At 60.9% G+C, this 17,755-nt stretch carries 13 protein-coding genes; 2 read left to right on the top strand and 11 right to left on the bottom strand.

Annotated features, from left to right (window positions below; all coding sequences use genetic code 11):
• Positions 1–6 precede the first annotated feature (6 nt).
• Positions 7–792, top strand: a complete 786-nt coding sequence (locus tag NE851_RS33825) for a coniferyl-alcohol dehydrogenase (RefSeq protein WP_132574945.1) — start codon at positions 7–9, stop codon at positions 790–792.
• A gap of 23 nt (positions 793–815) precedes the next feature.
• Entirely contained in the window at positions 816–2,261 is a 1,446-nt protein-coding gene (locus tag NE851_RS33820) for an aldehyde dehydrogenase (protein ID WP_132574943.1), read from the top strand.
• A gap of 117 nt (positions 2,262–2,378) precedes the next feature.
• On the opposite strand, the gene NE851_RS33815 is transcribed toward NE851_RS33820, so the two are convergent.
• The 11 genes from NE851_RS33815 to tssH all read right to left on the bottom strand — a co-directional run bounded on the left by NE851_RS33815 (position 2,379) and on the right by tssH (position 17,566).
• Complete coding sequence (locus NE851_RS33815) at positions 2,379–2,951, bottom strand: methyl-accepting chemotaxis protein (protein ID WP_132574941.1); 573 nt, start codon at positions 2,949–2,951, stop codon at positions 2,379–2,381.
• A 301-nt stretch (positions 2,952–3,252) separates the two neighbouring features.
• Positions 3,253–4,398: a hypothetical protein gene (locus NE851_RS33810; protein ID WP_132574939.1), complete on the bottom strand. Its 1,146-nt coding sequence runs from the start codon at positions 4,396–4,398 to the stop codon at positions 3,253–3,255.
• A gap of 10 nt (positions 4,399–4,408) precedes the next feature.
• Positions 4,409–5,908: a DUF4150 domain-containing protein gene (locus NE851_RS33805; protein ID WP_132574937.1), complete on the bottom strand. Its 1,500-nt coding sequence runs from the start codon at positions 5,906–5,908 to the stop codon at positions 4,409–4,411.
• Positions 5,909–5,965: 57 nt separating this feature from the next.
• On the bottom strand, positions 5,966–7,042 hold the full coding sequence (locus tag NE851_RS33800) for a hypothetical protein (protein WP_165932252.1): 1,077 nt from the start codon (positions 7,040–7,042) through the stop codon (positions 5,966–5,968).
• The gene (locus NE851_RS33795) at positions 7,029–8,696 is read right to left on the bottom strand and encodes a DUF4150 domain-containing protein (RefSeq protein ID WP_254962490.1); all 1,668 of its coding nucleotides are present in this window, start codon (positions 8,694–8,696) and stop codon (positions 7,029–7,031) included. The genes NE851_RS33800 and NE851_RS33795 overlap by 14 nt, the downstream gene beginning before the upstream one ends.
• Positions 8,693–9,802, bottom strand: a complete 1,110-nt coding sequence (locus tag NE851_RS33790; RefSeq protein ID WP_132574931.1) for a DUF2169 family type VI secretion system accessory protein — start codon at positions 9,800–9,802, stop codon at positions 8,693–8,695. The genes NE851_RS33795 and NE851_RS33790 overlap by 4 nt, the downstream gene beginning before the upstream one ends.
• A gap of 10 nt (positions 9,803–9,812) precedes the next feature.
• On the bottom strand, positions 9,813–12,077 hold the full coding sequence (tssI, locus tag NE851_RS33785; RefSeq protein ID WP_132574929.1) for a type VI secretion system tip protein TssI/VgrG: 2,265 nt from the start codon (positions 12,075–12,077) through the stop codon (positions 9,813–9,815).
• A gap of 28 nt (positions 12,078–12,105) precedes the next feature.
• The gene (locus tag NE851_RS33780; protein WP_254962489.1) at positions 12,106–13,044 is read right to left on the bottom strand and encodes a hypothetical protein; all 939 of its coding nucleotides are present in this window, start codon (positions 13,042–13,044) and stop codon (positions 12,106–12,108) included.
• A gap of 2 nt (positions 13,045–13,046) precedes the next feature.
• Positions 13,047–14,129, bottom strand: a complete 1,083-nt coding sequence (locus tag NE851_RS33775; RefSeq protein WP_254962488.1) for a hypothetical protein — start codon at positions 14,127–14,129, stop codon at positions 13,047–13,049.
• 144 nt (positions 14,130–14,273) lie between these two features.
• Positions 14,274–14,750, bottom strand: coding sequence for an Hcp family type VI secretion system effector (locus NE851_RS33770; RefSeq protein ID WP_003575677.1), 477 nt, complete (start codon positions 14,748–14,750; stop codon positions 14,274–14,276).
• A 41-nt stretch (positions 14,751–14,791) separates the two neighbouring features.
• Positions 14,792–17,566 (bottom strand): type VI secretion system ATPase TssH, encoded by a 2,775-nt coding sequence (tssH, locus tag NE851_RS33765; protein WP_254962487.1) that lies wholly within the window; start codon positions 17,564–17,566, stop codon positions 14,792–14,794.
• Positions 17,567–17,755: the final 189 nt, after the last annotated feature.

Here is a 17,755-nt window from a genome sequence, read left to right as displayed (position 1 = left end):
ACGTTCATGCTTTTTGGTAAAACAATCCTGGTGACCGGCGTGGCTTCCGGCATCGGCGCCCGCACGGCCGAGCTGGCCGGCCAGATGGGGGCCGAGGTCATCGGCGTCGATGTGCGCGAACCGGCCGGTGGAAGTGCCGCCTTCATCAAGGGTGATCTGTCCACGGCAGCAGGCGTTGCCGACATCGTCGCGCAGTTGCCGACGCGCCTCGACGCGCTCGCCAATGTCGCCGGCCTTTCCGGCAGCACCGGTATCGCCTCGACGCTCGCCGTCAATTTCTATGGCCTTCGCGCCCTGTCCGAAGCCGTCGCACCCCGCCTGCGCGAAGGCGGCGCCGTCGTCAACGTCGCCTCGATTGCCGGCTACGGCTGGCGCGCCAATCTCGAGCGGGCAAAGGCCTTGGCCGGCAAAGAAGGTTTTCCGGACGTGGCGGCGGTTGTGGCCGAACACGGCCTCAAGGACGAGCAAGGCTACCCGCTCTCCAAGGAACTGCTGCTGCTCTGGACCATGCGCGCCGCCCACCAGCCGCTGTTCAAAAGCCGCGGCATCCGGGTCAATGCGGTCAGCCCCGGACCGGTGGAAACGCCGATCCTCAAGCAGTTCCGCGCCGTGCTCGGCGATGCCAGGGTCGACAGCGACATCACCCGCGTCGGCCGGGCCGGCACCTCAGCCGATATCGCGCCGGCCGTGCTCTTCCTCTGCTCGGATGGCGCGCGCTGGGTCAACGGCGCCAATCTTGCCGCCGACGGCGGCCTCGAAGCGTCCATCAACGCCGAAGTCCTCGGCTTCTAGTTCTTGTTCCCAGGAGATCTCCGATGAATATTTCCCTCCTCATAAACGGCGCCGACCGCGCAGCCTCCACCGGCCGGACCTATGATCGTCTCGATCCCTTCACCGAGAAGCTCGCAAGCCGCGCCGCAGCGGCGGACCTGGACGACGTTGCCGCGGCCGTCAATGCCGCCTCCGCTGCCTTCGGCGCCTGGTCGAAGACCGGCCCCGGCCAGCGCCGCGCCATCCTGATGAAGGCTGCCGATATCATGGATTCGAAAGTCGGCGAGTTTACCCAGCTGATGATCGAGGAGACCGGCGCAACCGCACCCTGGGCCGGTTTCAATGTCATGCTCGCCGCCAATATCCTGCGCGAGGCCGGCGCCATGACGACGCAAATCACCGGCGAAATCATCCCTTCCGACAAACCCGGCACGCTCGCCATGGGCGTTCGCCAGGCCGCCGGCGTCTGCCTGGCGATTGCTCCCTGGAACGCGCCCGTCATCCTCGCCACCCGCGCCATCGCCATGCCGATCGCCTGCGGCAACACCGTCGTCCTCAAGGCATCCGAACAATGCCCCGGCACGCATCGGCTGATCGCCACGGCGCTGACCGAAGCGGGCCTGCCCGCCGGCGTCATCAATGTCCTCACCAACGCGCCGGAGGATGCGCCTGAGATCGTCGCCGCGCTGATTGCCCATCCGGCCGTCAAACGCGTGAACTTCACCGGCTCGACCAAGGTCGGCAAGATCATTGCCGAGACCTGCGGCAAGCATCTCAAGCCCGCCCTTCTCGAGCTCGGCGGCAAGGCGCCGCTCGTCGTCCTCGACGACGCCGATATCGACGGCGCCGTCAATGCCGCCATTTTCGGCGCCTTCATGCATCAGGGCCAGATCTGCATGTCGACGGAGCGGATCATCGTCGACGAGACGATCGCCGATCAGTTCGTCGCCAAACTGGCCGCCCGCGCCAGCCAGCTGCCGGCCGGCGACCCGCGGGGCCACGTCGTGCTCGGCTCGCTGATCAGCCTCGACGCCGCGAAGAAAATGGAGGAGCTGATCGCCGACGCGACGGCCAAGGGTGCAAAGCTCGTCGCCGGCGGCAAGCGCTCCGGCACCGTGGTCGAGGCGACGCTGCTCGATCACGTCACCCCCGAGATGCGCGTCTATGCGGAAGAATCCTTCGGCCCGGTGAAGCCGATCATTCGTGTTGCCGGTGAGGAGGAAGCCATTCGCATCGCCAACGACACCGAGTATGGCCTGTCATCAGCCGTCTTCAGCCGTGACATCCAGCGGGCAATGGCGGTTGCGGCGCGCATCGAATCCGGCATCTGCCATATCAACGGCCCGACGCTGCATGACGAGGCGCAGATGCCCTTCGGCGGCGTCAAGGGCAGCGGCTACGGCCGCTTCGGCGGCAAGGCGGCAATCGCCGAATTCACCGACCTGCGCTGGATCACGGTAGAGGATTCCGCCCAGCACTATCCTTTCTGAGGCTGAGAGGCATCGCCGGCAAAATGATGGGGCGCCCGGTCGGAGACGGGGCGCTCTGTTGCAATTGCGGTGCGGTCCGGCCGCGAATGGTCGGCGCACCGGCGCCATGGCGGCCGTTCAGATCGAGAAATCGTCCAGGGCGTCGGCAAGCTTCAGCCAGAGATCATGGGGAGGCGAGGGAATTGGCCGCGCATCTTCGTCGGGGACCCGAACTCCGAAGGTAATTCCCTTCGATTTGACGGCTGCCAGCATCCGGCCGAATTTTGTCGCCTTGTCTCTGAACCGTTCTGAGCCTTGCTCCCCCAGCACCGAGCGGATCGTTGCCACGGCCAGATTGAAGTTCTTCTGCAATTGCCCGAATGCGCCGCGGTGCTTGGCCCGCACGCTGACGCGCAGATCCCCTTGCGCAAAAGCGGCCATCGCATCGTTGAAATCGGACAGGTTGCCGTCGATCGACAAAATCAGCTCGTTGAGGATCACTGCCGAACGGCGCAGATCCGGATCCGCATAGTCGGCATTCATTCGCCGCCTGAGATCCCCGTTCATGGCAGCATTGGCCAATGCCGCGACTTCGGCGCAGAATCTGGCCTTCTGATCTCCGAGATCCGTGACCGCCGCACCGGTGTCGGGACCATCGGCTCGATCCTGATGCGCCATATTCCGTCCGGAGCTGTTGGTGGTCTCGACCATGCGCAGCGAGCCTTAGCGCAACGCATCGCGGGCATCAGCCCCGCGATGAATCGTAAGAACACAAATGCCGTGGACCATCTCGTATTCCCGTTTGCATGCCGAACAATTGCGCCGCTGCCGCTTGTGACCGAGCCGGTATCATCCGTTGACAGACAGCGATCCCATCCAAGGCGGCAACGCTTAAGAAAATCCTTCGGCGCCCCGCAGCCCCCGTATTTTCTCGCGCAGAACGGACAGAACGGCGTATTTTGACCATTGTCCGGCAGCTCCTCGAAATCTTCATCGTCGTCAGGGGCGTCGGTCATCGAGGTTTAGGCGGCAACCCTTTGAAATCGCGTTCCAACAACTCAGGTGGAATTTCGATTTCTGTCCAGCGATCACCGTCAAAGGTGTGCACGCCATGCTTCGAGTCGAAATAATACAGGACGTCATCGACAGCCTGGACTTTGAGCGGGTTCGGAATGTTGCGATTGATGCTCGGATCAAGGACGGGCTTCAAAGGTGACAACAGATGCCCGTCGAACCAATGCAAAGCGTAGTCTGAGGCTATCACCATCCGATCCTTGAATTTCGTAATCGAATGCAGCTTTTCATTGTTTCCCTTGAAAGAAACATCCCGAAAGCCATGTTCGGCATTCCCGCACAAAATGACGCCATTACCGCCGACGGCCCAGACCTTCTCTGGGGACTCGATGAAAATGTCCGAAAGCGTAGCTGGCTCTGGATAATACTTCCCCGAGCGCGGTTTGACTATGATCCGCCATTCTTGCCCGTTCCAATGATAAAGACGGCCTTCCAGGACACGGCTTGAGCCCTCCGAGGCTCGTCGAATGGCTGCGGCCTCTTCATTTCGGCCGGCTAGGTAGAGGCGCCCCATCTCCTCCTCTTCTTCGTCCGTTAATTCCCTGTTTGTGCTTGTCGGCGAATAGGTCACATTCATATAGAGATCGCTCTCGGTCCAGCCATTCAGATTGCCGAAAACGAGGTAATCGTATGTTTCTGGTGCTTGCGGCAGCTTTTCCTTGTGGAACCAGGCTATGTCGTTCTCGACCAGACGATAAAGCTGCGAGTGATAGCCGGTTATGAACAGCGCATCCCCAATCAGGGCGATGGAATTGACGTATCCAAGATCGGTCGCATCGTCGGAATAGACGCCAGCGCCGACTATTTTACGATGCGAGGAGTCCTTGCCCATGGGCAGCGTATAAACATCGCCTTCATCGCTGAGAGCATAGATGATCGGCCGTCCATTCTCTCCAATTCTACCGGCAAGATCATCGATCTTACGCGGGACGTCGGAACGGGACCACGGCTGTTCCAACCCACCTTCGTGAACCAGGACGTAGGAATACATATCCTCATAATCCTTGCCGCTGAACACGACGCAGAACGTGTCTTTCCCCAGAGCAAGGGCTCGATCAAGGCGTAGGGGATCGTACGGTTTCATATTTCTTACCTCAATAAGTGCCGGCTTTTAGGACATCGATTACACCTTGTCCGCCCGGCAATCGGGGAGGTCGTAGCGTAGTGCGGCCAGGTTGCCTAAATTTGATATTAACTTGCGCGTCCGCCGCATCCTTTGCCATTTTTTTACATTTCTCGGGCAGCCCCTCGATCCGATCAATCGCCTTGTGTGCCTCATCTCTGATTTTACCAAGCGGAGCCGTTCCCTGAGGGTTATAGTTCTGTCCCAAACTCGCGAGAGCCGGATTGAGCGACTTGTGAACGGCATCGTCGTCCGTTCTGTGCATGCCTGGCGACAGGCAAATAGCCTGTCCCTGATTATAGGTAGGCGAATTGGGAATACGCCCGGCGGTGGACTCTTTTTCTGTCTGCGTTTCCGGAGCCGTGCCCAGACGATATACCATATCCGGAATGATATGATGCGCCTCGCCCGGGCAGATCGTCTCGACATATTTGTAGGGGCCAACAATACATGGCCATTCACCCTCATCGACATCTACCCGGACACCTTGACCAACGGCCGCTTCAAGCCTTTTAGAGTTCAGGACGGCTTCTGTCGCTTCTCGCGCTTCTTGTTTCCTAACTTCTTGCAGCTCCATTTTCAGTTGATTGAGAGCCTCGTCCTCCGTCATCGGCGCGAAGAAATTTCGCTTTATGAAGCTGGTTCCACCAAGATTTTCGGAATAATTTGACAGCGCCTGAAGTTCACGGGGATTGCTTGGATCGACCACTGTACCTTGTTCTTCAAGGCTATTTCGCAAGCGCCAAAGTCTGCTGCCAGCGTAATATTGATTTTGTATCTCTCCGAGAGCAATTGCGGCTCCAGCTAATCCACCGCCCGGAATGGGACGGCCAAAATTACCTTTGCGTCCAAGCGAGGAACCGCTTTTAGGCTGTGTCGCGCCTTGCTCTGCCTGCCGCGCCATGAATTCACGTAACAACCTCTGCCCTTCAGGGGAAGTGGCATCAAACGCAAGCTGTATCGGCTTCTGGGCTGCCAATGATCCCATTATAGGATCGTCATCCGCAGGCGGATCATAGGTCTCAGTCCCACGCACGAAGATCGCTTCGCCCTGCGTATTCCGATTGTTCATCCAGAAGCGGTCGAGATGCCGGATGACGTGCGAACCCTCGGCACGCACCTGGTCGGCATGACCGATCGGCTCACAAATATTTTCAACGGTGCCGGATTTGACCCCCTTTTTCGTTCCCGGCGCATCGCCATGAACGTGGGTCGTACAGGACCGACGGACCATTGCCTTCTTGCCGGTGAAGCGGACAGATGGCGTGTAGTCTTTGTCGTGCCCGCAATAGTCGACGATGGGGTATGGGATGGGAACAACGGAAGAGCCGACTGGCGTCAGGCATACATCCGGCGACAGCGAGACGATCTTTGCCTCGTCAAGATCACGCAAACCTTCACGTGGTTGCTTCGTCGTCCAGGGCGTTGGATAGTCGGGCTCGCCGACGTAGTTATCGCGCGGGATGCTCATACCGCTGCTCCGTCGGGATGAGCATCAGCCACACCCGTGGGCAACAGATGCCTTGTTTTAAAGATCAGGATGCTCAATCCGCTCCCACTCATTCCCATCGAAGCGGAAAATATCCTTCTGACCGACAACCCAAAGAACATCACCGACAGCCCCCGCATAGAAAATGTATTCACCGCGCAGCTTAGGGAGAGCGGGGGAAAACCGGCGCAGATCGGACGTGCCGGGCGCGAGTTCGAACAGGCCGCCCGGGCGAACGCTCGACGGCAATATCAGCTTGCCTCGATAGGGCGTAATCATGTGAAAGAGATTGAGCTGTTGACGCAGATTGACTGGCGTGAACCCGCGTGCATAGCTGCCGTGCAGCAGCACGCCTTCCCGTCCGCAGATCCAGACGCTATCCGCGTGCTCAATGTGGATGCCCGTCAGCGCTGCTTCCTCAAGATAAACCTTCAGCTCATGCAGCTCCGAACCGTCCCAGAAATAGAGGACGGGCCGGGGTCCCTCTGATCCGCATAGATATATCGCATCCTCCGAAAAGCCTTTGATAGCGTTCAGAGAAATGTTTTTGGGCGCTTGCTTCTGAAAGTCCCTCAGCCAGGAAAGGTAGTCCGGATCATCTGTGCGAGGCCTTCCTTCTTTTTTCTTCTGATAGCTGGCCATGTCGAACAGCAATCTATCAGTCAGAAGGCTCCAACTGTCCCGACCGTGTCGCCGATAGATTTGCCCACCCTGTCCGCATGCATAAAGTTTGCCTCCGACCTGGGTAATTGCTGACATTCGTCCATGCCCTTTAGCGTCTGCCACCCAGGTTCCCGCGCCCGCGATCTTTTCGCGAAAGTTTCCTTTCCACCAAGCGTGATAAACATCCCCCTCAGAAGACATATAGGTGAGATAGTCGGTCGTAGCGTCGATTTCCGGATTGCTGAATAAGGTGATGTCCTGCATATGGAAATCGAAGTCGTCATAATACCATTGTTCTCCGATCCGGGCGTCGTGTTCGAAGCGAAAGATGCGGGATTCTGGAGCATAGACGTCAGACCCTGTCATGACGGCATTGATCACGACGACATCATCGGAGCGGGCACAGGCGCGAGTGAATTCTATCATGCTGCTCGCACTCTTAAGGTCTTGCATTTGCACCTCTCTTGGCACCCGTCTGCAACGCATTGAGCGTGTCGCTGGGCAAAGGCGGATACTGTTTGGCTCGCAACAGTTGGTTGGGGTCTCTCCCGGCGAACTCGCCATTGACTGCAGCGATGATCTGCGCGGCACAATCCGGCCGAACGGACGTCATCGCGTCGATAGAGGCATCCTTAACATCATCCAAAGTTGCGGTGAACGGCGGATTGGAATTTCTACCGAGCGCCTCGATCGCCCCATCGGCCAGGTGAGAATCGTTATGTTCGGTTCCCTGCGTCCTTGCCTGCCCGACGACGCACATGCTCTGCCCTTGCCAGAAACCGGGCATATTCGGAATTCGTTTTTCACCGACGATCGCTTCCTTGCGGGTGCCATAGCGCAAGGTCCAATCAGGCACGATATGATGGGCCTGCATGCCGATGCTCTTGCAGATCGGCTCCATCTTTTCGTAGGTGTCGATCCGGCATCTCCGCTTTTCACGCTCCTGCTCCACGCGGACGTTTTCCGGGACGGGCAGTGCTGCAGGCGCCCGGCGCTCACCGATGCGCTCTGCGTTTTTCCGCAACTGCTCGGCGCTGGGCCACGGCGCCTCGAGCAGGTCGGCGAGATCATCGGGATCCATCGTGCGAAAATCGAGCGGCACACCGGCCTTCAACGCCAGAATGTCATTGGCATTGAGGATGGTCGCATTCCCGGAAAACCATTCCCGCATATGCCAGGGCAAATTGCTGATTTCCTGCGCTTGCGTCGACGTAATAGGGACTTGCCCGCGCAAATGGTCCCCGATCGCCCGAGCCATGACACCATCCGGTCCGACATACCATCGTCCCGCCATGTCGCCGAGTTGGTAGCCGGCTTGCGCAAGGCCGAGCAAACCGAGCACCCGGCCCGCTCCTGTCGGCAAAGGGCGTCCGAAGGTTCCGCGGCGTTGATAAACGTTGTCATTCGCGGCGGGAGGAAAAGGTCGGGTCGTTTGCGGCCGCTGTGGCTGCGGCAGCGGCTTGGGCTGGGTTGCCGGTTGCGCATTTCCTGCCGATTGCTGCGGCGCTACCTTGCGAAGAGCGCTCCCCGCATCCGCGTATTGAGCCCCCATTATCAGCGGTTCGGGTGACGTGTCGCTCACGACCTTGCCTTCGTCACTACCCGTCCAGCGCAGTGAGCCGGGAATGGGATCATCGTCTTCAGGCGGCGCGAATGTCTCGGTACCGCGCACAAAATTCGCCTCGCCCTGCGTATTGCGATTGTTCATCCAGAAGCGGTCGAGATGGCGGATGACATGAGATCCCTCGGCTCGAACCTGATCCGCATGCTCGATCGGCTCGCAGATGTCTTCTACCGCGCCTGACTTAACGCCCTTGCGATTGCCCGGAGCGTCGCCATGGACATGCGTGGTGCAGGAGCGCATGACCATGGCTTTCTTGCCAGTGAAGCGGACGGATGGCGTATAGCCCTTGTCGTGCCCACAATAGTCGACGATCGGGTATGGTATGGGAACGACCGAAGAACCTATCGGCGTCAGGCACACATCCGGCGACAGCGAAACGATCCGTGCCTCATCGATATCGCGGAGCCCTTCGCGCGGCTGCTTCGTCGTCCAGGGCGTGGGATAGTCGGGCTCGCCGACATAGTTGTCGCGCGGAATGCTCATGCCGCTGCTCCGTCGGGATGAGCATCATCCGCCGCTTTGATTTGAACCCGCGTCAACGTAAGCGATGTTTGGCCTGCCTCCTGAAGCGGAAAGCGCGTCCGCCAGGTCAGCATAACTCGACCATCGTTCCGCCAGTCGAAATGCACGCCGTCCAGCGAGAGCAGATACCACTCATCGCGCTCCTGGCCGACACATCGGACGCCCAGCGTGATCCCCGGCAGTCGCCCTGTGGCTTGGGCGAAGCTAGGGTGGAGATGATCCAGTTCGTAGTCTTCGTCCCCGCTCAGATAAGGGGCCGCAACGAGATCCGGATGAGCGCATTGCCAGAAGCGTGCATCGAAATCTTCGGGCAGAAGCGGGTGACGCTCGTTGAGCCAGACATCGTCATAGGTCCCGGCATGTTGCTGACGAGATCGCCACCAAGGCGACACCAAGCCCAGTCCCTGAGGCTCGGTGGGCTCGCGCCAGTTCAGCGTCTGTCCCAGCAACGTGATTTGCGGTGCCGCGACGGGCGCTTGATCCCAAGGCATGTCGAGATTGACGATGCCGCAGCCGAGCGGATTGCGCGCTTCGACATCGGCGGGCGTTTCGGTTTGCGGATCGCCCGTACCGGGAATTTGACCGCCATAAGCCTTGCTCCAGCAGATCGGCACCGAAGATGCCGGTTCTGCTTCGCTCAGATGCCAATCCGCCAGCACCCGCTTGGCTTCCCTTGCCGAAAAGCCGGCCCATTTTTCCTTGATGACGGGGCGCCAGAAGCGCGCGCCATGGACTTCAAGCCTTTTGGAGAGCTGTCCGACGCGCAGACCGACCTGCCATGACGATGCTGGAGTGCTGCCCGGCGCATAGGCATTGCCGAGGAAAGTGATGTCGGTGCCGACCTTCTCTGGTGTGAGATCGGTCTGACGCAGGAGAGGGCCGGCATGGGGATCACCTTCATAGGCGTCCTCCCACTGGAAGTCTTCCTGCTCGCGACGTAACCGCAATCTGTCGTTTTGAACATGTTCGAACGTGCCACGAACCGACACGACACAATCCAAGTCCCCATTCGCATCGAACTGCCGAAAGGCCATAGCCGGAAAGGGAAGCCGGTTGATCAGTTCCAAGCGAACCTCCTCAGTTCAGATCGATCGGCTTGCCGCGCATCTGGAAGTGTTCGGTGGCGACGAAGTTGAACGTCTTGCCGAGAATGATCACTTCGCCATTGGCTTTCATGATGAATTTGGAATCGCCACATTCGATGACGAATTCCTCGCCGACGGCGATCTTCTTGAATTTGCCGACGCTCTCCAGCGATGTCTGGCCGACATTGGTCACCTTGCTCACGCCGACCTGCTCGGCACGGGCAATGCCGATCGTGTCCGATTTGAACGAGCCGACAATCGTGTTCATGATGCCGGGCAGCGGAAAAAGGCTGGAGGCCGCGTCGCCGACACCCGTGCCGGAGCCGGCCAATGCCGTGCCCGCATCCGCTCTGGGCGACGGCCCGGACACAACGCCCTCGCGGCTTCCCAGTCCGCCTGCACCGAGGAAACCGAGCGCTGAAGACGCCAGCGTGCCGGCAAAGGCCGCAAGCCCCGGCCCACCGCCGCCTGCAATTTGCCCAGCCTGCGCCAGCAGCCCGGCCGTATGTCCGGAGAGACCGCTGACCGCCCCCATCAGCGCCATGGCCATCGGCCCGGTGCCGCCGACGACGGTGTTCATCGAGCCGCCGACCTCGTGCTTCTGGTTGCCGCCGACTTCGACCGTCCGGTTGGCGCCGATCGCCGAAACCTCGTGCCGGTCGATGCGCTTTGTGCGGTCGTTCAGCACGCGCGTCGTCTGGTCCTTCTGGGCGTGGAAGAACATGTTCTCCTGGCCGGCCTCGTCTTCGAAGGTCATTTCGTTGAAGCCGGTGCCCTTATGGGAGTTCGAGCGCATGACCATGCGGGTCTTGTTGGCCGGCAGGTCGTAAGGAACTGCGTTGCTGGGATTGGGGACCACGCCGGTGACCAGTGGCCGGTCGGGGTCGCCGTCGACGAAGGCGACCATCACCTCCATGCCGATGCGCGGGATGACTTGGGCGCCCCAGGTCCCGCCTCCCCAGACCTGGCTGACGCGCACCCAGCAGGTGTCGGAACCGTCCTTCTTGGCCTTGCGGTCCCAGGGGAACCACAGCTTGATGCGACCGTACTGGTCGGGATGGATCTCCTCGCCGGAGGGGCCGGCGACGATTGCCACTTGCGTGCCCTCTATCCGAGGCCGCTTGGTCTCGCGGTGCGGCGTCATCGCCACCCGTGACGGCACCGCCTCGAATGTGTTCGTGTATTCCGGCTCGTTGCTGTTCGTCTCGTAAGAGCGGTCGACGACGGTATGCACCGCCTTGACCACCACATGCTCCTCATAGGCATGGTCGGGATGGGCGACTTCATAGGGGGTGAAGCGGCGCCCCGCCTCCAGGATGCGGGATGTGGAGCCGCCGAAGACCCGGTCGTGGTCGGCTTCGGAGGCCTGCATCCTGAGTTTTTCCGCCCGCTCCGCCTCAGCGACCGACGAGATGCGGGCCGGGTATTCGTAGAGCTCGCGCTTGGTCGCTTCCGGCATCTGCACCAGCGACGGCGTCATCGTGCCGGGCACCATGCGCGGCGTCTCGAAGTTCCAGTCGGCACCGGCCCGCTGCCCCGGCACATAGGAATAGCGCCGGCTCCACTCGGTGATATGGTTGCGGTCGGCCGAGCCCTGCGCCAGGCGGACCTGCCCCTCGCCCTGCGCCGAGGGCGACGGGCCGAGCCAAGACCGGGCGCTGTCGGCGACATGCAGCTTGTGTTTGCCGTCCTCATGGGAGAACCAGTAGAACAGTCCGTCCTCCTCGAAACGGCGGGTGAGGAAGGCAAGGTCGGTTTCGTTCCACTGCACCGAATAATGCTGCGGCGGTGGTGGCGTGATCACGCCCGTGGTATCGGGCGCCGGGATGCCGTGCTCGGAAAACAGCGTCTCGACGATATCGACCGAGGTCTTGTCCATCCAGATGCGGCAGTCGGAGCGGCGCGACAGCAGCCACATCTGCGGGCGCAGCACCATGGAATAGGATCTGAGGCCGCGGGTGATCGGCGGCCCCTCGTTGAGTTCGGTCACCAGCCCGTTGAACGGCCGGCGCACGCCGCCGCCATCCTCGCCCTGCTGCACCTCGACGGAGACATCCATCAGCCGGCCGATCAACTCCTCCGGCTTGACCGACGGCTTCTTGGCGCGCGCCGACAGCTTGATTTCAAAGAGCGAGGAAATGCCTTCCTCGATCGTCACCCGCTCCGGCAGAAGCTGGTCCTCGCCGAGCGGCGAGACGATCTTCAGAATACGGTTCGCCTGAATGAAATCGGCGGCGAGGGATTGCAAATCGTCCATAACATCACGTTCCGTCTTGGGAGCCGAATTACTGCTGCTGTTGCGGCCGAGGATGGGTCTTGAGGTAATCCACCAGCGCCTGGAAATACTGCCCCAGCATTTCGCTATTGGCCTGATCGGAGACCTGCCTGTAACTTTCGATGAGCGCGTCGCGCTTGGCCTTTCCACCCGGGCTCTCGTAGAAATCCGTCAGCACCGACAGGTCTTCCGGAGACAGGGTGGCGAGCACGAAGGTCAGCCGCGCCCTTTCGTTCGCCCGTGCCATGTCCTTGGGAACCGGCTTCTCGTTCTCGCTTTTCGAACGCAGCGACGAGATCACGCCCCGCATCTCGGATTGCAGCTCGTCCTGCGAAGCGGACGCCAGTTTCCCGGCATCGGAGCTGGAAAGAGCCTCCAGCGACAGATACATCAGCTGCGAGGTGAAAGCGGTTTCCACGGCAAGATCCGGGCCGGCCATCAGATCGGCAAGCTGGTTTATCCGCAGCCCCTTGTCCGGATCGGCAAGATGCGTTTCGATGTCCTTCGCCGCGGTCTGGTCCTGCGCTTCGTACATGCGCGCGATCTTCGCCTGCCCCTCTTCCAAAGCCGCTGCCGCTTTGGCGAAGGCTTTCGGATCGACGGCATCGTCGCCTGCCCCATCGACAGCTTTTGATATTTCGGCCAGCATACCGTCGGCCTTGAAGGAAGACCGCGCAGCTGTTTCAAGCAGCGGCCGCGCATCGGAAGCCTCCGGAATGCCCCGATCCGCGGCAGCCTTCACGACATTTTCGACAGCGGCGGGCATACCGGAGAGGCGCGACGACACCTCTTCGATCTGAAGCAGCGATTGATCGGTGGTATCGGACGCACCCACCATGCCGGCAGCACTTGCGGCCATGACGCAGGCAAGAGCCGCCGCAACCAGCGGCCAGCGCAAGCGTCCCATCCATCCCAGCGGCTTCAGGAGATCCGTCAACAGCACCGACACCCTCAGATCATCCTGACATCGGTCAGCTCTTTCGGCCGCGCTTCGGTGGAAAGACGGTTGATGATCTGCTCCGCCTTCGCCAGTTGGGCGCTGCCGGTGGGGTCGATCAGCAGCCTTTCGGCAAAATTCTGCTGCGGATAGAAGGAAGAATTGCCGGTAAGACGGCTGAGCGTGTCGATGCGATCCCGCACGACCGATCCGATATTGTCGTATTCGACACGCTGACCGGGTTCGAAAGGCTGGAGAGGCCGGCCGATAAAGCGGGGCGAAGTGGCCTTCGGATAATCCGATGCCGAGGGCAGCTGTGGAATGGCGTTCTTGGTGTACTCGATATCCCGGCCCGCGCCGCCGACGGTGCCGCCGGTGGCCGGCACATAGGTCACCAGCTTGTCGGAATCCAGAACCGCGCTCATGTAGAACAAGAGCTCCATCTTCTGGGACAGCCGGTTTTCGTCGACGCGCCGGCTCTCCGGCGGATTGCAGAACGGCGTCTTGCCGACCAGATCGGCAAGCCTGGATTTGTTGGCCTCGCTGATCGAATTGTCCTGCTGCACGCCCCTGACCAAATCATGCACGCAGATGTGGTTGGTATCGATGAAATCCGCGATCCGCGTCATGAAATTGAGGGCGGTCGGCGCAGAGGCGATCGGCGCGCTGCTGGTCAGCTTTTCCGCGGCGCTGGTCACCTGCTTGTTGGCGAGTTTCTTGGCCTCGTCGAGCACGCCGCCGAGCGCAAACATCACCGGTTTGCTATTGGCGGCAGCATGCATCAGGTCGAAGGTGCGGTTGAGATTGTTGTTGCAGATCACGCGCAGCGCCGTGCGCCCCGCCAGCACGCGCACCGAGGTCGTCGCGAAGGCGGCCATCATGATGCTGCCCGTCAGGACCGAAGCGGAAAACACGAAGAGCTCGGCCAGCATGCGGTCGCGGGCTTCCTGGGCCTTTGTGGTTTTCTGGAAATTGTCGATGGCGAGATCGTAAGCCCGCACATAGGGATTGGCGACGTTCGTCTCCCATTGGGATTTGTATTTGGGCAATTCCACAAGAATATCGTTCAAACGATCAGTTGCAGCCGACACGATCATCTCCATTGTCTAAAGCGCAAGGATGTCTCTCAACTCATCTGCGAAAACAGCCTGTTTCAGCGCCCTTCCCTGTGATGGAAAAGGCGCGCGAAACGTCGGCTGCAGTGCCAGCAGCAAGGCTGGCACTGCCGATGTTGAGAAGCCTTAAGCGGCCTTGGTGGTCGCGAGATCGTAAGAGGCGATCATCGGCGACTGCGGCGAGTGCTTGTCGTCGTAAGGCGTGTACTTCACTTCCATCTTGGTGAAGTTCAGCTTGATCGTCTCGACCGGGCGGTCACCGTTGGAATCGATCGAGTAGCTGGCGATCAGCGTGTTCTCGAGCGAGTACTCGATATAGGTGTCGCCGGGATTGCCCGTCGTGACGAGATGGATGACGGAGCGCTTGCCGGTGCGGCCCGAGCAGGCCTCCTGGAAGAGCTTGGTCGACGAGGAGTCGCTGACCTTGGTGAGGATCACTTCCGAAACGGTCGGCTCGGAAGCTTCGCGGTTTGCCGCCGAACCGGCGGAGGTGTTCATGTTGCGGGCGACGTTCCAGTGGATGGCTTCGATGTCCATCCACTTGCGATGCTGCTCGTGGGTCGCATCCCCCTGGATACCGTCGATCTGAAGATAAATCGGCATGCTGTCAGCTCTCCTATTGGCGGTTGAGTGCCTAGTTGCGTCTAAGGCGTAGTTGCCTTTCTTCTCGCTGCTCCCCGAGTGCGCTTGCGGCTCGGGGCTACTTCATCCGACAACCGGCTTTCCCCCGGCGTGTCGAATTCCTGCGGGGCGGCCTCTTCGGCATTAAGGCCGAAGCGATGGCCATCGTAGCCGATGGCAACCCCTTTCATTTTCTTCCCCTGGCCAACGGCATCGAGGAAAAACGTCGAAAGAACAGGCAAGAGGTCGCGGGCAATCATGACCTCGATCGCTCGGGCGCCCACCTCGCTGGCGCGGGCGCGCGAAATCAGCGCGTCGCGGGCTTCCGGCGAGAGTGAAAGCGTGGTCCCGTAGGTGGCCCCGACCCGTTCGCGGATACGGCCGATCTGGATATCGACGATGCCCGAGAGGGTCTCGTTGCCGAGCGGCATGAAGGGAAGCACGGTCGTGCGGCCCAGGAAGGCCGGCTTGAAATGCTTCTGCAATTCCGGCGTCAGCAGCGCTTCGAGCGCGTCGGCCTCCGGCATCGTGTCGGGATCGGCGGCAAGCGAGGCGATCATTTCCGAACCGGTATTCGCCGTCATGACGATGGTGGTGTTCTTGAAATCGATGTCCCGGCCTTCGCCGTCGCGCAGCGTTCCCTTGTCGAACACCTGATAGAAGATCTCCTGAACGCCCGGATGCGCCTTGTCGATCTCGTCGAGCAGCAGCACCCCATAGGGCCTGCGCCTCACCGCCTCGGTAAGCACGCCGCCTTCGCCGTAACCGACATAACCGGGCGGCGAGCCGAGGAGCATGGAAATCTTATGCTCCTCCTTGAATTCGGACATGTTGATGGTCGTGAGGTACCGGCTGCCGCCATACAGCATGTCGGCGAGCGAAAGCGCGGTTTCGGTCTTGCCGGTGCCGGACATGCCGACCAGCAGGAAGACGGCCGGCGGCCGGCGCGGATCGGAAAGCCCGGCGCGGGCCGCCCGCATCGCTGATGCGATGCGCTCGATCGCCGCGTCCTGGCCAAGCACTCGCTCCTTCAGGCGGGCATCGAGCGTCTTGACGGTCTCGATCTGGTCCGACAGCAGCTTGCCGACCGGAATGCCGGTCCAGCGAGCGACGACGGCGGCAACGATTTCCTTGTCGACGACGCGCGGTAGCAGCGGCGTTTGATCCACGACTGCCGCCAGGCTGCGTTCCGTGACGGCAAGTGCGGCGCGTGCGCTTTCCGCGGTCATGGCTTGCGATGGGAAAGGCGCGACATTCGTGCCGTCGCCCGTCTTGTCGGCCGGCGCCAGCGGGACGACGGCGTCGTCGGGCGAGAAGAACTCCTCCAGCCGGTCCGCTTCCCGGACGAGCCGGTTTTCTTCGTCGAATTTCGACTGGAGCGTCTCGATCTCCAGAACGATCTGCTTCTGCTTGCCGGCGATCTCCTCAAGCCGGGCGCGCTTTTCCGGCGTCTCCGGTTCGCGTGCGAGCCAGTTCGCCTCGGTTTCCAGAAGATCGCGCTCGTCGGCGAGCAACTTCAGCGCCTCCGGCGTCGTCTGGCGCGCCAGCGCCACCGCAGCAGCGGCCGTGTCGATCAGGCTGATCGCCTTGTCGGGAAGCTGCCGGTCCGGCAGATATCGCGCCGAAAGCCGGACGGCGGCGATGATCGCCTCGTCGCGGATGCGGACCTTGTGATGGGTTTTCAGGCCTTCCGCCACGCCGCGCAGCATGCGGATTGCGGCTTCTTCGTCCGGCTCGCGGACATGCACGGTCTGAAAGCGGCGGGTGAGCGCGGCATCCTTTTCGATGAAGCGCTTGTATTCGCCCCAGGTCGTCGCCGCGATCGTCCGCAGTTCTCCCCGCGCCAAAGCGGGCTTCAGGATATTGGCGGCATCACCTTGCCCCGCCTGTCCGCCGGCGCCGATCAGCCCATGCGCCTCGTCTATGAACAGGATGATCGGCTCGGGCGAGGTCTTCACCGCATCGACCACGCCATGCAAGCGCCGTTCGAACTCGCCTTTGACGCCGGCGCCAGCCTGCAGCTGGCTCAGGTCCAGCAGCAGCAGCTTCACGTCCTTCAGCCGCGCGGGCACGTTGCCGGCGGCGATCTCCAGGGCAAGCGCTTCGGCCACCGCGGTCTTGCCGACTCCCGCCTCGCCGACCAGGATCGGATTGTTCTGGCGCCGGCGCATCAGGATATCGATCAACTGCCGCAATTCGCCATCACGGCCGATGACCGGGTCGATCCGGCCGGCGCGGGCATCCGCCGTCATGTCGTGGGTGTAGAGCCGCAGGAATTCATTGTCCCCAGAGAGGTTCGGAGACGGGGTGGCGGGCATGGAAAGCTGCTCGGACGAACCGGACGACGCTTTCTCCAGCAACCTGTCGAGCGTCGCCCTGTCGAGATTGCGCATCGATGGGGCAATGCCCCGCATCACGGCCCGCAATGCCGAATCATTGATCAGCGCGGCCAGCAGATCGGCCAGCAGCACGACATTCCGCCCGCATTGCAGCGATGCAACCAGAAAGGATTCCCTCCCAAGGGCAAGCAGGTTTGGAGAGAGCGCGAGCGAGGCGCCATCCTCCCGCGGCATGTCGGCGATCGCCGCGTCGAGCTCTGTCCTCAGCATTTCGGAGGAGAGCTTGAGCTCTTCGAAAACGGCAGAAAATCCTGCGATATCAAGAAGGGAGCGAAGCCAGTGGGCGATATCGACGACGGCGTGCTGATGCCGCACGGCAAGCGAAGCCGCTGTCTCAAGACCGACACGTAAATTGGGCTCAAGCGTTCTTATCAGACGATTGAGATCGATATGGGACATCCACCAGTCCTGTGTTTACGTCGAAATTCAGTATGCTCTCCTAACGCGAAGAAACAACTAGGGCGCTCATAAACCCTTGTCCAGAAGAAAAACGACTCTATTTTGAAAAACGAGCATATCGAAAGTCGTCATAAATCCGTCATCATCCTTCGATGGTTGACAAGCCAATATGAGCCGCCCAAAATGACC

This window comes from Rhizobium anhuiense bv. trifolii, assembly GCF_024346605.1.
Classification (GTDB): Bacteria; Pseudomonadota; Alphaproteobacteria; order Rhizobiales; family Rhizobiaceae; genus Rhizobium; species Rhizobium anhuiense.
This window is presented reverse-complemented; position numbering and strand designations above follow the sequence as displayed.